The sequence below is a fragment of the Klebsiella planticola genome (genome assembly GCF_000783935.2).
GTDB lineage: Bacteria > Pseudomonadota > Gammaproteobacteria > Enterobacterales > Enterobacteriaceae > Klebsiella > Klebsiella planticola.
This window is the reverse complement of sequence record NZ_CP026047.1, coordinates 4,061,327-4,075,933: the sequence shown is the minus strand read 5'-3', so window position 1 is coordinate 4,075,933 and position 14,607 is coordinate 4,061,327. Positions and strand designations below refer to the sequence as shown.

17 protein-coding genes are annotated in these 14,607 nt (G+C 50.6%); 10 read left to right on the top strand and 7 right to left on the bottom strand.

Translation table 11 applies throughout. The annotated features are described in order from the left end of the window. Positions 1 to 33: 33 nt before the first annotated feature. Positions 34 to 1,119, bottom strand: a complete 1,086-nt coding sequence (locus MC50_RS19645; RefSeq protein ID WP_047664773.1) for an alkene reductase — start codon at positions 1,117 to 1,119, stop codon at positions 34 to 36. 133 nt (positions 1,120 to 1,252) lie between these two features. On the opposite strand from MC50_RS19645, the gene MC50_RS19640 reads away from it, so the two are divergent. Continuing rightward, entirely contained in the window at positions 1,253 to 1,801 is a 549-nt protein-coding gene (locus MC50_RS19640) for a TetR/AcrR family transcriptional regulator (protein WP_032700143.1), read from the top strand. Positions 1,802 to 2,100: 299 nt separating this feature from the next. Here the strand turns inward: MC50_RS19640 and MC50_RS19635 are convergent, their stop codons facing one another. After that, the gene (locus MC50_RS19635; RefSeq protein WP_032700145.1) at positions 2,101 to 2,850 is read right to left on the bottom strand and encodes an SDR family NAD(P)-dependent oxidoreductase; all 750 of its coding nucleotides are present in this window, start codon (positions 2,848 to 2,850) and stop codon (positions 2,101 to 2,103) included. 147 nt (positions 2,851 to 2,997) lie between these two features. On the opposite strand from MC50_RS19635, the gene MC50_RS19630 reads away from it, so the two are divergent. Beyond that, complete coding sequence (locus MC50_RS19630) at positions 2,998 to 3,909, top strand: LysR family transcriptional regulator (RefSeq protein ID WP_046852817.1); 912 nt, start codon at positions 2,998 to 3,000, stop codon at positions 3,907 to 3,909. A gap of 51 nt (positions 3,910 to 3,960) precedes the next feature. Here MC50_RS19630 and MC50_RS19625 read toward each other — a convergent pair whose 3' ends face one another. Continuing rightward, a complete protein-coding gene (locus tag MC50_RS19625) occupies positions 3,961 to 4,482 on the bottom strand; it encodes a glutathione S-transferase family protein (protein WP_064385421.1) in 522 nt (173 codons plus the stop codon). 161 nt (positions 4,483 to 4,643) lie between these two features. Then, positions 4,644 to 5,390, bottom strand: a complete 747-nt coding sequence (locus tag MC50_RS19620) for an SDR family oxidoreductase (protein WP_032700146.1) — start codon at positions 5,388 to 5,390, stop codon at positions 4,644 to 4,646. Positions 5,391 to 5,527: 137 nt separating this feature from the next. Between MC50_RS19620 and MC50_RS19615 the strand changes: the two genes are divergently transcribed. After that, complete coding sequence (locus MC50_RS19615) at positions 5,528 to 6,430, top strand: LysR family transcriptional regulator (protein ID WP_032700147.1); 903 nt, start codon at positions 5,528 to 5,530, stop codon at positions 6,428 to 6,430. A 254-nt stretch (positions 6,431 to 6,684) separates the two neighbouring features. Here MC50_RS19615 and MC50_RS19610 read toward each other — a convergent pair whose 3' ends face one another. Both MC50_RS19610 and MC50_RS19605 read right to left on the bottom strand, forming a co-directional pair. Continuing rightward, positions 6,685 to 7,578 (bottom strand): dihydrodipicolinate synthase family protein, encoded by an 894-nt coding sequence (locus MC50_RS19610; protein WP_047664771.1) that lies wholly within the window; start codon positions 7,576 to 7,578, stop codon positions 6,685 to 6,687. A 20-nt stretch (positions 7,579 to 7,598) separates the two neighbouring features. Then, positions 7,599 to 8,294, bottom strand: a complete 696-nt coding sequence (locus MC50_RS19605; protein WP_032688044.1) for a B3/B4 domain-containing protein — start codon at positions 8,292 to 8,294, stop codon at positions 7,599 to 7,601. 43 nt (positions 8,295 to 8,337) lie between these two features. Between MC50_RS19605 and MC50_RS19600 the strand changes: the two genes are divergently transcribed. From MC50_RS19600 to MC50_RS19585, 4 genes are all read left to right on the top strand, one after another. Further along, positions 8,338 to 8,940 (top strand): helix-turn-helix domain-containing protein, encoded by a 603-nt coding sequence (locus tag MC50_RS19600; RefSeq protein WP_032688045.1) that lies wholly within the window; start codon positions 8,338 to 8,340, stop codon positions 8,938 to 8,940. A 76-nt stretch (positions 8,941 to 9,016) separates the two neighbouring features. Further along, positions 9,017 to 9,478, top strand: a complete 462-nt coding sequence (locus tag MC50_RS19595) for a GNAT family N-acetyltransferase (RefSeq protein ID WP_047664769.1) — start codon at positions 9,017 to 9,019, stop codon at positions 9,476 to 9,478. Positions 9,479 to 9,849: 371 nt separating this feature from the next. Then, positions 9,850 to 10,701: an aldo/keto reductase gene (locus MC50_RS19590; RefSeq protein WP_032695902.1), complete on the top strand. Its 852-nt coding sequence runs from the start codon at positions 9,850 to 9,852 to the stop codon at positions 10,699 to 10,701. A gap of 27 nt (positions 10,702 to 10,728) precedes the next feature. Continuing rightward, positions 10,729 to 11,718 (top strand): aldo/keto reductase, encoded by a 990-nt coding sequence (locus MC50_RS19585; protein ID WP_047664767.1) that lies wholly within the window; start codon positions 10,729 to 10,731, stop codon positions 11,716 to 11,718. Positions 11,719 to 11,742: 24 nt separating this feature from the next. Here MC50_RS19585 and MC50_RS19580 read toward each other — a convergent pair whose 3' ends face one another. Continuing rightward, the gene (locus MC50_RS19580) at positions 11,743 to 12,636 is read right to left on the bottom strand and encodes a LysR family transcriptional regulator (RefSeq protein ID WP_032688049.1); all 894 of its coding nucleotides are present in this window, start codon (positions 12,634 to 12,636) and stop codon (positions 11,743 to 11,745) included. Between the two features lie 148 nt (positions 12,637 to 12,784). Between MC50_RS19580 and MC50_RS19575 the strand changes: the two genes are divergently transcribed. From MC50_RS19575 to MC50_RS19565, 3 genes are all read left to right on the top strand, one after another. After that, a complete protein-coding gene (locus tag MC50_RS19575) occupies positions 12,785 to 13,564 on the top strand; it encodes an SDR family oxidoreductase (protein ID WP_032688050.1) in 780 nt (259 codons plus the stop codon). A 138-nt stretch (positions 13,565 to 13,702) separates the two neighbouring features. Next, complete coding sequence (locus MC50_RS19570) at positions 13,703 to 13,954, top strand: YdgH/BhsA/McbA family protein (RefSeq protein ID WP_032688052.1); 252 nt, start codon at positions 13,703 to 13,705, stop codon at positions 13,952 to 13,954. A gap of 56 nt (positions 13,955 to 14,010) precedes the next feature. Next, the gene (locus tag MC50_RS19565) at positions 14,011 to 14,346 is read left to right on the top strand and encodes a helix-turn-helix domain-containing protein (protein ID WP_032688054.1); all 336 of its coding nucleotides are present in this window, start codon (positions 14,011 to 14,013) and stop codon (positions 14,344 to 14,346) included. Positions 14,347 to 14,607 lie beyond the last annotated feature (261 nt).

Sequence of the window (14,607 nt, the reverse complement as noted above, 5' to 3'; positions counted from 1 at the left end):
GCGCGATGTATGTAGAACCGTGACACCACAGATCTACTTGCTGGTCTCGGCAAGCGACGGATAATCGGTGTAGCCTTGCGCGCCACCGCCATAAAGTGTTTCAGGATTGAGTGGGGCCAGAGGCGCGCCCGTCTTCAGTCTTTCGACCAGATCCGGATTGGAGATGAACGGGCGACCAAACGCGAACAGATCGGCTTTGCCTTGCGCAAGTTGAGTGGACGCCAGTGCCAGGTCATAGCCATTGTTGCCGATCCAGGTGTTTTTAAAGCGCCGGCGTAGTGCGTCGTAATCGAACGGTGATACATCTCGCGAGCCGCCCGTAGCACCTTCAACCACATGGAGGTACACAATACCTAATGCATCGAGTTGTTCAGCGAGGTAGTCATATTGTGGCTGCGGATCACTGCACGAAATCGCATTAGCAGGTGAAACCGGTGAAATGCGTACGCCAGTGCGTTCTGCGCCGATCTCATCCTTTACGGCCGCCGTGACTTCCAGCAGCAGGCGCGCACGATTTTCGACAGAGCCGCCGTATTCATCATTACGCTGGTTTGCGCCATCTTTCAGGAATTGTTCCAGCAGATAACCATTTGCACCGTGGATCTCAACGCCGTCAAACCCGGCGGCAATGGCATTGGCGGCAGCTTTTCTGAAATCGTCGATAATCCCCGGTATTTCCTGCAGCTCGAGCGCACGTGGTTCAGAGACGTCCGTAAAACCGTTGTTCACAAAGGTCTTGCTCCCGGCACGGATGGCGGACGGGGCGACCGGCGCCGCGCCACCCGGCTGTAAATCGACATGCGAAATTCGTCCTACGTGCCATAACTGTACAAATATGCGCCCACCTTTGGCATGCACCGCATCAGTCACTTTGCGCCAGCCATCGATTTGAGCCTGTGTATAGATACCCGGCGTATCCTGATAGCCCTGCGCCTGTGCGGAGATCTGCGTGGCTTCAGTAATCAACAAGCCTGCTGTTGCGCGCTGGGCATAGTAGGTCGCCGCCAGTTCGTTGGGAACCAAACCGGCTCCGGCCCGGTTACGCGTCAGCGGTGCCATCACGATATGATTGGCAAGTGTTATTGGCCCGAGATCATAAGGTTGAAATAATGTCGTCATGTTTATTCTCTTGCTAAGTGGTGAGTCAAAGGTCAATTTAATGATGATGATCATAATCTATAAAGTCAACTGGTTTGATTATGATCATCATCAATGTATACTTAGACCCTATTTTTGAGAGAGGTAGCAAAGCATGAAAGTGTCAAAAGAGCAGGTTCGGGAAAACCGGACACGCATTGTTGAAACGGCTTCAAAACTTTTTCGTGAACGCGGTTTTGACGGCGTGGGCGTTGCAGAACTGATGTCAGCGGCAGGGTTAACCCACGGCGGTTTCTATAAGCACTTTGGCTCTAAGGCTGATCTGATGGCGGAGGCAATGCACTGCGGTTTTACGCGTTCTGCAGAAAGCACGGCAGGTGTGGACCGGGAAAAATTTATTGAATACTACCTCTCCCGACCCCATCGCGATGATATGGGAAAGGGCTGCGTGATGTCGGCACTTGGTGCTGATACAGCCCGGCAGTCTGAATCAATCAGGGAGACGTTTGCGGCCGGAATTGAACGTCAGTTGGCAGTTTTAGAAAATGAACATGAAACGCGCGCAGACCTGATAGATACCATCGCGCATCTTGTCGGCGCTCTGGTACTGTCTCGTGCATGCCCGGATAATTCCGCTCTGGCTGATGAAATTCTGGATGTGTGCCGCACACGTCTTATCAGCCATGACGCCCGTAAGGATTGAACTTGCTGTTACGGAAAATTTTCCTGTGGTGTGAATTTAAATAAATCGCCAACGTCTACTCCTGGCACAGAGCAGCCGTTCTGACCGAACGTGGTCATAAGAACGAAGTTATGCGCAAATTTTGTTGGCGATGGTGAAGTGATTTGCGAACGGTCGCTATGCTTTGCGAAATAATAAAACCCATCAAGAATGGCTGGTGCCGTATTGTGCGCTGTCACACTGTGACGTTAAAACTGCGTGACGCCAGCCGTCCATTGAAAACCCGCCGCCTCGGGGGATTTGACGGTGTGATATCAGCTTTAAATCTGCGCCATACCGCCGTCAACAAACAGTTCTATAGCATTGATAAAACTGGCGGCATCAGAGGCCAGAAACGCAACGACTTTGCCGACTTCCGCTGGCTCACCAATCCGGCCTAACGGAACCTGCGCCGCCAGTGCATCAAACAGGCCCTGACGCTGTTCCTCGGCAACCAGCCCCCCTAATCCAGGCGTTTTGACCGGACCCGGACTCACGACATTCACCCGAATACCACGCCCCTGCAAGTCCAGCGCCCATGAGCGAGCAAAGTTTCGCACTGCGGCTTTGCTGGCGCTATACACGCTAAAGTTAGCCGTCCCTTTTACCGAAACGGTGGAAGCGGTGAGGATAATGGATGAACCGGCACCAAGCAGTGGCAGTGCTTTCTGGACGGTGAATAATACTCCGCGAACATTCGTCCCGAAAATCCGGTCAAAATGTTCTTCGGTTATGGCGCCCAGTGCCAGCATATCTCCGCCACCGGCGTTAGCAAACAAAATGTCCAGACGCCCCGACTCTTCTGCTATCTGTGCGTAAACCTTATCCAGGTCCTCAAGACGGGAGACATCGGCCCGAATCCCCTTAGCCGACGTGCCGATCAACGCGATGGCCGCATCAAGTTCCTGCTGACGACGTCCGGTGATGTAGACTTTTGCCCCCTGCGCCGCCAGTTCCTGAGCACTGGCAAGACCGATTCCTGTGCTGCCGCCCGTGACCAGGGCAATTTTGTCTGAAAGTGGTTTACTCATTATTCATATCCTCGGCGTTGTTTCGAATTGGCCGTCATTCAGCCTGTGAACACACTCTAGCCGCAGAGAAATTATTGATAAATTAGCAAAGATGGAAAACACTCTTTCTACAGGTGAATAATCACATGCCTCATGGAGAAACAGAATGTGGATCAGTTAATGGCTATGCGTGCGTTTACTCGGGTGGTGGAAACCGGCAACTTTACGCGGGCAGCGGATTCACTGAACCTGCCGAATGCCACATTAAGTAAGCTGGTTAAATCACTGGAGGCCCACCTCGGCGTGCGTCTTTTACATCGTACGACCCGGCGCGTCGTCGCAACGCCAGAGGGTCAGGACTATTATGAAAAAGCCTCGCGGGTACTCATTGATATTGAGGAGATAGACACTTCGTTTAGCACCTCGCAGATCAAACCTAAAGGGTATCTGCGTATTGATGTCGGCGGTTCTACCGCACGTGAAGTCCTGATCCCGGCGTTACCGGATTTTTTGCAGCGCTATCCGGAAATCAAAATCGATTTAGGCGTGTCCGACAGGCCGGTGGATCTTATTAGCGGAAATGTGGACTGTGTAATCCGTGGTGGCTCTCTCGATGACTCATCGTTGATCGCCCGTCATATTGGTGATGCCGCGATGGTGACCTGCGCTACGTCGGGATACCTGAAAGCCGCTGGCGTACCTGCGCATCCGGATGAATTAAGAAATGGACATAAGCTGGTGAGCTATTTGTCTCCGCTGACGGGCAGAGCCTTTCCTTTTCGCTTTATTGTAGAAGGTGAAATGCGGGAGATGGAGACGCAGCATTACATCGGGGTTAACGAAAGTAATGCGCATTTGGCTGCAGCCGTGGCCGGGATGGGAATTATCCAGACCTTTTGCTATGCGGCGAAAGATGAACTGAACAACGGCACACTTGTTGAGATCCTACAGGCATGGCGTCCCGCGAGTTATCCTTTTTATGTCGTCTATCCGCAGAACAGGTACATGACGCACCGGTTACGAGTGTTTATTGACTGGCTAACCGAGGTATTCCCAGCGGCACTGCGCGGTTACCGATAAACATACCTCTGACGATCCAGAGGGGGCGCAAAAGATACACCAATTGCTCTTCTATTGATACAGCGGCTTGTACACTTTCCCTTTTCGCAAGTGCAGCTTTCCACGCTGAAGCCCCTCAAAAATCGCCTCAGAGACTGATGCATCGATGATGGAGAAGTAACGGAAAACAGGAGTCTGGACCGCATCAACCATACTGAATTCTGCACCAGAGAAATAAGGTCCGAGGCTCAATTCAGATTCAATACGTTCAAGCTGCTCACGTAACACCGCGCGTTTGCTGTCTGCAATGGCCTGATCCGTCGCATTTAAAAATTGCCACGCATTTCCAGGCATTGATGTAGAGAACTCGATCCATGCGCGCTGTCTGGCTCTTACTAATGCATCGTCAGCATACATCGAATCACCGTCCTGTGTTTCATTAAGGTACTCGCAGATCACCATGCTCTCGAAAATAAGAGCACCGTCACCATTTTCCTGACGCACTTTAAGTAGCGGCACCTTGCCAGTGGGTAACAGAGCAAGAAACCAGTCAGGTTTTGCCGATAAGCCTATTGACGCGTTCAAATAGCACATTTTTCTCGAGAAGAACGATCGCTGAACGCTGCACAAAGGGACACAGTGGGTGGCTAATAAGTGTCAGGTCACAGGTAGACATCTCAGACTCCAGATAAAAAGATAGCCCGCCGCTGTAAAAGGTGACGGGCTTGATGAATTGGAAATTTCATTCTGGTGGCTTAGATTGAAACGCCGCCGTCGATGATGATTTCTGAACCCACAGTCCATGCAGACGCATCAGATGCAAAATAAAGAACCGCTTGTGCGACTTCCTGAGGCTTTCCAAAACGGCCGGCAGGGATGGTTGCAACGATATTTTTCATCACTTGATCATGATATTCCTCTGGGATCCCCGCCTTATCGTAAAGCGGAGTATTAACAGGGCCAGGGCTCACTGCGTTGATACGGATCCCACGAGAAAGTAACTCGTTGGAAAGCGTTTTCGACATGTTCAGTAATGCTGCTTTGGTGGAGCCATAAACTGATGAGTTCACTGGTCCCGTGTGAGCATTAATAGAGGTATTAAATACCACTGATGCAGAGCTCGTGAACACTGGCAGCAGCGCCTGCATCAGGAAGTAAGGACCTTTAACATTGATAGCATAAATGAGGTCGAACTGCTCTTCTGTCCATACCTCAATTGGCATATACAGTGATATACCCGCATTCAGGAAAGCAATATCCAGTTGTCCAAAGTGTTCCTGAACTGTCTGAGCCAGAGCTTTCTGTGCGTTAACATCAGCGGAATCAGCGCTCACGACTAACACATCATTACCCAGTTCTACTTTAGCCTTTGCGATAGAATCAGGGTTAACACCAGTAACAATTACGCGTGCACCTTCTGCAACAAACAGCTTCGCTGTTTCAAGACCAATACCACTTGTTCCACCCGTAATCAGTGCGCGTTTACCTTGTAATCTGGACATCTGAAAATCTCCTGTTGGCTTTAACAACCGATCGGCGAATGACCGATTTGATAGCCACTATATGCTCATGCTTTTAGAGTGATAAGATTGTATTTTTAAATATGTTTCATGCATTAAATGCATAAGTGGGCCATAGAATGGATAGATTACTTTTGATGACATGCTTTGTCCGTACAGCTGAAACAGGCAGCTTTTCCGCAGCCGGCAGGGATTTAGGCTTAGGGCAACCGAACGTAAGTCGTCATGTTGCAACCCTCGAAGAGCATTTGCAGACCAGATTACTTCACAGATCAACCCGCAAGCTTTCCCTGACTCCTGAAGGAGAACGTTATTATCTGGAAGCAAGGCGTATTCTGGAAGCCGTCGAAGAGTCAGAGTCTTCTTTCAGAGGAAATGTTACACCCACAGGGCTATTACGTGTTGCCTGCCCCACAGCACTGGCTCATACATTCTTAGTCCCGCACATCTCAGATTTTTTAGAACGCTACCCTGAGCTAACACTCGATCTACAGATTAATGACCGCTATATCAATCTTGTTGATGAAGGAGCTGAGCTGGCAATCCGCATTGGACACCTGGAGGACAGTGCTATGCGTGTCCGCAGACTTGGCATGTTTGAGCGAGTCTGTGTTGCCAGTAACAAGTACTTAGCAAAACATGGAACTCCTCATACCCCCGAAGATTTAAAAAAACATGATTGTTTGATCTATACCTTGCTAACAACAGGAGCTACCTGGAGATTTCAGGATATCAATGTTCCTGTTTCTGGTCGGCTCAGGGTCAATTCACCGCAAGCAGTACAGAAATTTGTCAATGCAGGGATTGGGATCGCACAGGGCCCGGAATGGCTGTTCAAGGAGGGACTGGAAAATGGCAACTTACAATTATTACTGACTGATTACACTGCATCGCCCGTTCCCATTCAGGCCGTTTATGTTGCTAGTCGACTTTTACCAAAACGGGCGATTGTGTTCATGGATTTTGTTGCTGAGATTTTTGAAAAAAATCCCGACTTCAAAGTTCAGAATTCAATGAAATGAACCTGAGATAACGAACTGACATGTTCCCCAATAATTAATGCAGTGTAGCGCTAGCAATGTCTGCTTTTGGCACACAGCGGACGAGCTAACTGAGATAAAGGTCCGCTTCGAGCAAGAAACGGACCTTTGTCATTCTGGCGTAAAATTCGCCACGTGGTCAGATGATAGCAATACCTCTTTCTGAGGGTTGTCATGAAAAGTTTTGCACGTTCGGTTTTCTACAGGCCCGGCAGACTGCCGGTCCAATAGAGGGATTATTTCAGTTCCAGTGCTCTTATCACCCCGGCAATATCCGCAATATCCCCCGCCGACAGTGGCTGAAGAGGTCGAGGCAAACAATCCGTGTCAGTCAGCCCAAGCACGCCTGCGGCGGCGGCAATAACCCGGATACTTCCTCTATGTTTACGGAAAAGCGCCCACAAAGGCTCAAGGCGGGTTATCAGGGCCGTGACGCGCTCATGCTCGTTCGCCGCCGCGGCTTCAGTGATTTGTTTCGCCGTCTCCGGGAACAAACCGCCGCTCACGGAGTACCAGACTTCGCAGCCGGCGTTTAATCCCAGCCCGGCATAAGCATCTCCACTGATACCGATGGTTACGCCAGGGCGCAAATGTTGACGCAACGTCCCTACCCGCTCAGCCGCTGCTGCCGGGCTATCAGGGACGCCCGGGATCTTAAGCGAACGCACACCCTCCAGTGATGAGAGAAGGCCATGCAGTTCATCCGTAAAGGTAAAATGCGTGGTGCCCGGATTATCATAGATGCATACCGGTACAGACACATGCCGGGTAACGGTCTCAAAGAGTGCGAAGACTTCTTCGTCACGGAGCGACTGGTAGCTAACCGCCGGGAGCAGCAAGGCATCTGCGCCTGCCGCTTGCGCATCGTCTGACAGATGCAGGATGGCATCCGTGCTGACAGCCCCCACACAGACCATGACAGGGATATCCCCGGCATGCTGTTTTGCCAGAGTCGCTACGCGCTGGCGTTGCTCTCGGGTCAGATACGCATAGCTACCGGTTGACCCCAGGATCCCCATAGAATCAACCCGAGCTTCTGTAAGGCGGGAAAGAATATGACTGAAGCCCTTTTCGTCCACGCCGCTGGCGGTGATTGGGGTTAACGGGAACGCAGACAAGCCGGTAAACATAGTGTTTCTCCTGAATGATATTACTGGCGTTGCTCTTCGATGAGAGCAACAGCAAACCACAGACCTGGCATCATTTTTTCAAGACCGTCAGTCAGCATTTTCCCGGCGTCGTAAAGCTTCTCCAGCGGCATCTGCGGCAGATTTTCCAGAATAAACCACATGTGTTGAGCCTCCACGCTTAAGCGGGTTCTTACCCCCTGTCGCCAGTTCCAGCGGCGGCAGGTTACGCCTGAATCATCGCGCCAGATAACTTCATGTTGTGAAGGATATTCAACGGCGGTGTCCCCCTCTTTTACCGTATCAAAAGGCTCAGTGCCTTCTGCCACAACCAGACGTGGCGACCCCTGATAGGCAGCAATGTTTTCGCCACCAACCGGAATGGCGTAGCGGAGACTAACGGCGTTATAAAGATCAACGATGGGATCGAGCGCTGGCATCGTACCGTCACGTAATACGCGCTTACGTAACGCGTCAGCTGAACAAGGGGTGCGTTTGGGTTTGGCACCAAACTTCTGGAAAACCTCGGCCCATGCGGCCAGATGAGATTCCGCCCATTCAGGCTCACCGGCCAGAACCGCTTCACATGCCTCCCGCAGCGCCGTTTCTCCAATATCAGGGTTCAGCACCGGCGCCGCTTTTACGTAGATACTGAGCGCCCGAAAGCCGGGAGCAATACGATAAATTTCAGGGGCAATTGACGGAGAGACTGTTAACACGTGATAATCCTGTAATGACCAATTTAATCCATAATAATGACCGATGACCAAAAAAGTCAATTTAATGACCGACGCAAATGCTATCGTCAGCACCGTGAATGAAGCCGTATCTCAGCGGATTAAGCTGTATCGTAAACAAAAGAAAATATCACTCGATGAACTGTCCCGTCGGGCGGGCGTCAGTAAGGGGGCGCTGGTTGAGATTGAGGGATGCCGGGCGAATCCCAGCATTGCCCTGTTATGCCGGCTGGCTGCCGCGATGGGAGTTTCGGTGGCTGACTTTGTGGATGTCAGTGCAAAACCGACGGTTCATCTCATTGCTGAAGATGAGATCCCAGAATTGTGGGAAGGTGAAAAAGGCGGCAGAGCAAGGTTGCTGGCAGGATCTGGTGGCCCTGAGATGACAGAACTCTGGATGTGGGAAATGCAGGCGGGAGAAAAGTTTGCTTCACCCGGCCACCCGGCAGGGACGCTTGAGTTGTTTTATGTCCAGACGGGTACGCTCACCCTTGGCGTACAGGACCACCTGTATCTGGTGAAGACCGGTTGTTCGGCAACGGCCAGAACGGACGTTCCTCATTTCTATGAAAACCGGGGAGAGAGCCCATTGGTTTTCATCATGACAGTACATGAAAAAGCATCCTGAGTGTTGCCCGGTACAGAAGCCAACCCTCGCCAGTAAGGCTTGTCTCATCACAAATAAGTGCAGAAGGATACGTTCAGTGAATAATCAGCATCTGAGTTTTACCAAAGATAAATTTACTGTCACAACCGATCCCGCTTTTTTTCAGCTGGACGCCATTCACGATTACCTCTCACAATCGTCCTGGGCTCCTGGTATTGATATCGAAACGGTCAGGTTATCCATCCAGAACAGCCTTTGTTTTGCGCTTCTGGATGGAACAAGACAAATCGGCTTCGCCCGTCTGGTCACCGACTATGCCACTTTTGGTTATTTGTGCGACGTCTACGTGCTGAACGATTATCAGAAAAGTGGTCTTGGCCGTTGGCTGATTGAATGCTGTCACGCCCATCCGGTGATGTCACGTCTGCGGCGGATAATGCTGGTAACCGACAGTGCGCCCTGGCTATACCAGAAGTTGGGGTATAGCCCGTTGAACCGGCAAGATTTTGTCTGGCAGATCAATCGACCAGACATTTATCGTAAACCCGGGCAAAAATAAGCGGCGGTACCCACTCTATTTACCCGATACAGCGGCAGCCATGCATATTATCGTCACATGTTAGCCCTGTTAAAAAATGCTTTTCCGAGAGTAATGACCACTGTTAATCCGTAGGGCAAGTCCCTCTGCCGCAGAAGAACTTGCCATAATCCCTCCCCTGGTAAAGGAGTTGCACAACAACTTATGCGGAAGTGCTTTGCTGAATTTGCGTTAGCTGAACACACATTGCGCCGTCCACTTTTGATAAAAAACCGATTGCTCCCCCTCTAAATTAATGAACAAATCTAATAAACCCTAGCTAATTACCCCATCTAATCGAATAAATCGCATTGCGTTATGCTTTTCCTACACAACAGCTGAAGGATAACGTCATGCAAACTGTAAAACTGAACAACGGGATTGAAATGCCCCTGCTGGGCTTTGGTGTGTTTCAGATGTCTGATGCCGCTGAGTGCGAAAGAGCCGTTATTGACGCCATTGATACGGGATACCGTCTGATCGATACCGCCGCGTCTTACCAGAATGAAACCCAGGTCGGGAACGCACTGAAACAGACCGGTATTGCACGTAACGAACTCTTTGTCACAACCAAACTGTGGTTGCAGGACACCCATTACGAAGGCGCTAAAGCACAGTTCGAACGCTCGCTGAATCGACTGCAACTTGATTACGTTGACCTGTACCTGATTCACCAGCCTTACGGTGATGTCCATGGGGCCTGGCGTGCCATGGAAGAACTGCAGCAGGCAGGCAAAATTCGCGCCATTGGCGTCAGCAATTTCCACCCTGACAGACTGGCCGACCTTATCGCCTTCAACAACGTTGTCCCAGCGGTAAACCAGATTGAAGTTAACCCCTTCAACCAGCAGCTGCATGCGGTTCCATGGAATCAAAGCCGTGGTATCCAGCCGGAAGCCTGGGCACCGTTTGCAGAAGGTAAAAATGGTCTGTTCCAGCATCCGGTGTTAACGGCGATGGGTCAGAAGTACGGCAAGAGCGTAGGCCAGGTTGTGCTGCGGTGGATCTTCCAGCGAGGCGTCGTTTCGCTGGCGAAATCAGTACGCAAAGAGCGCATGGAAGAGAACATCAACATTCTCGATTTTGAACTCAGTTCTGAAGATATGCTGCAAATTGCCGCCCTTGATACCGCAACCAGCGCCTTCTTCTCTCACCGCGATCCGGCGATGGTGGAATGGCTGACCGGTCGCAAGCTGGATGTTTAAGCCGCAATAAAAAGAGGTATTTATTCAATGCAAAAACGTTATCTGGGTAAATCCGGACTCGAAGTCTCCGCCCTTGGACTCGGTTGCATGGGCTTAAGCCACGGCTACGGCCCGGCGACAGATACGCGTCAGGCGATCGAGCTTATTCGCGCAGCGGTTGAACGTGGCGTCACGTTCTTTGATACCGCCGAAGTGTATGGCCCATATCTTAATGAAGAGGTTGTCGGTGAAGCCTTAAAACCGTTTCGTGATCGTCTGGTCATCGCCACCAAATTTGGTTTTACCTTCGGTGCGGACAACAAGCAGCAGATTTTAAACAGCCGCCCGGAGCATATCCGTGAAGCTGTTGAAGGATCATTACGCCGTCTTAAGACTGATGTCATTGATCTGCTGTATCAACACCGTGTCGACCCGGATGTCCCCATTGAAGATGTTGCGGGAACGGTGAAAGACCTGATAGCTGAAGGTAAAGTCAAACATTTCGGTCTCTCCGAAGCGGGGGCGCAGACCATTCGTCGTGCGCATGCTGTACAGCCTGTCACTGCCCTGCAAAGTGAGTATTCCATGTGGTGGCGCGAGCCTGAGCAGGAGATCCTGCCGTTGCTGGAGGAGTTGGGCATTGGTTTCGTGCCCTTCAGTCCATTAGGCAAAGGCTTCCTGACGGGATCGATTAAGCCAGGAACCACTTTCGGGAAGGATGATTACCGCAGTACCGTGCCGCGTTTCGCCGAACAAGCGATGGCAGCCAATGAAAAGCTGGTTTCGTTGTTGGGTGAACTGGCAGCCGGGAAAGGCGTAACGTCTGCGCAAATTGCACTGGCATGGTTGCTGGCACAAAAGCCGTGGATTGTCCCCATCCCGGGCACCACTAAACTGCACCGGCTGGAGGAAAACCTCGGCGCTGCCAACATCGTTCTTTCGCAGGATGACTCACGGCAGATAACCCAGGCGCTGGAAACGATTAAAATCGTCGGCGAACGTTACTCCCCTGAGCATCAGGCTCGCGTGGGCCGTTAATACCCGGACGGGTCTACGGACCCGTTATTCCTGGTAGCGAAGGGCATCGATCATCAGCGCAAAAGCGGGCGGATGCTGCTTACGACTGGGGTAGTAAAGATAATATCCGGGGAAAGACGGACACCAGTCCTGCAGAACCTGAATAAGCTCTCCTGACTTTATATAATCCTGCACCCTGTCTTCAGGTATACAGGCGATGCCAAAACCGGATAAAGCCGCATCAATCCTTTCCGCCTGCAGATTAAAGGTTACCTGCCCTTCCACTCTGACCCGCAACGGTTTCCCTTCCTTCTCAAACTCCCAATGATAAAGTCCACCGGCCGTCGGCAGGCGCATATTGATACAGCGATGATTTTGTAGCTCGTGAGGCGTGTCAGGCACGGGATTAGCGGCAAAATATGACGGCGCGCCCACCACAGCCATGCGCATATCCGGCCCAATCCTCACGGCGATCATGTCTTTATCCACGCTTTCGCCCAGACGGATCCCGGCATCAAAACGCCCTTCAACAATATCGACAAAGCCGTTATCAACCACCAGTTCGAGATTAATTTCCGGATATTCCCTGAGGAAGGGTTTTAACTTCGGCCATACCAGACTTCGCGCGGCATGCTCCCCGGCGGATAAACGGATATTACCGGAGGCGGTGCCATTAAGTTGCACAAGCGATTCCAGCTCCTGCTCAAGATCGGCAATACGGGGTTCAAGGCAGGCAATAATTCTCTCACCGGCTTCTGTAGGGGCAACGCTTCGGGTCGTACGGGTCAGAAGACGGATATTTAGCCTTTCCTCCAGCGCTTTCATCGCATGGCTGAGTGCCGACTGAGAAACACCCAGTTTACCCGCTGCTTTGGTAAAACTCCGCTCTCTTGCGACGACAAGAAAGATTTGCAGTTCATTGAAGTTTTCTTTGAGCATTGGCGATTTCCTTATGGATGCATTCCCTTCGCAGCGCACTCATGAAGGGTGTTCATAGACGCAATTATTTTAGCCCCATTACTGACAATAATGATAATTGATATTCTGGCCGTATCGAAAATAAATCTGAATTATCAGAAGGTTTATCATGAAAATACTCGTTGCCGGAGCGACAGGAAGTATAGGTCTGCATGTCGTAAATACCGCTATTGATATGGGCCATCACCCCGTGGCTCTGGTCAGAAATCGACGCAAAGTAAAACGGCTTCCTCGTGGCACGGATATTTTCTATGGCGACGTTTCCATGCCCGAAACCCTCAGCGATTTGCCGAAAGATATTGATGCCGTCATCTTCACTCTCGGTTCCGATGGCCAGGGGCGTATTGGGGCCAGAGCGATAGATTACGGCGGTGTACGTAACCTTTTGCGAATGTTCAGGGATACCCCTGTTCGCATCAGCTTAATGACCACGATTGGCGTGACTGAACGACTCAGCACCTGGAATCAACGGACTGAGGTTCATGACTGGAAAAGACGCGCCGAACGTCTGGTCAGGGCGAGTGGCCATCCCTACACCATCGTCAGGCCCGGCTGGTTTGACTACAACAATGATGATGAGCACAAAATCGTTATGCTGCAGGGCGATCGACGCCATGCGGGAACGCCGGAAGATGGCGTGATATCCCGAGAGCAAATCGCCCGGGTTCTGGTCAGCGCCCTGAGTAACGATGCGGCAAAAAATAAAACGTTCGAACTGGTGGCTGAACGAGGGGAAGCACAGCAGGATCTCACCCCTCTGTTTGCCGAGCTGCAAACGGATAATCGCCAAAAAAATGATGGGATTTTAGATATGGACAATATGCCCCTCAGTGAAGAACCTGAGTGCATTATTAACGAGCTGAACCAGTATGCACACAAGCTTAACTAAGCTAAAACCCTGACAATTTTGTCATATAGCGGTCAGCCTGATGACAGCTTAGATCTGTATATTTAAATATCAAGACGGAGGACGTTCCTTCTGACAGAAGTCCCGTTTTAACCATATCGTTTAAAAGAGGTGTTAAATATGAAAGCACGACTGATTACGACATTGTTCATGGTATTTATTTCAGTGAATGCCGCCTCTGCAGCTCAGGAAATTAGTCATGCAGATGGGAAAGAAAAGATAGGTGTAGTCTCGGCCAGCAATGCTTATACGCTTGATGAGTTATCGAGTGCGCTTTCTCGTAAGGCTGACGAGCAAGGTGCAACATCATTCAAAATCCTGTCCGCGACGGGAAATAACAGGCTACACGGAGTTGCCGAAATCTATAAATGAATCATTAGCATTCTGTAAAGGATGTGTCATAAACCTTTTATTATGAGCATCGATTTATGTTCAGAACAGAAGACATCATCGATGAGATAACCCAATGGATTGATTCAAACTTACACAAACCGCTGAGGATTGAGGATGTTGCTGCCCGGGCAGGATATTCCAAATGGCATCTTCAGCGGATTTTTGTACAGGTAAAAGAAGTGAGTCTGGGGAAATATATCAGAGATAAGAAACTTAGACTGGCGGCAAAAGATCTTATCGAGACTAATGAGCCCGTGATCAGCATCGCCTGTAAATATGGATTTGACTCACAGCAGACCTTTACGCGAATTTTTTCTAAAAATTATAAGCTGCCACCATTAAGGTATCGACACGCCAACAGGACAAAATAATAGCACGACGTGAACCATTCCAATTTTCTTCATATCACGCGAATAGAAATTTATTCCAGCGTCTGCGTCTTCAGCCATTGCACATCAGCAGAAAACAGACCAGAAGCCGATCGCTACCGATCCGCACATAACGCCCCGGGGCTGCCAACGTCGCCAGATAATCCCCCTTTTCAGCAGTCGCCTTCAGGCTGCGGATATTGAAATGCAGAATCTGAGTGGGCCCCCCGGCATGTGAGCCCCCTCCTCCCCGGCCTTGTGCTG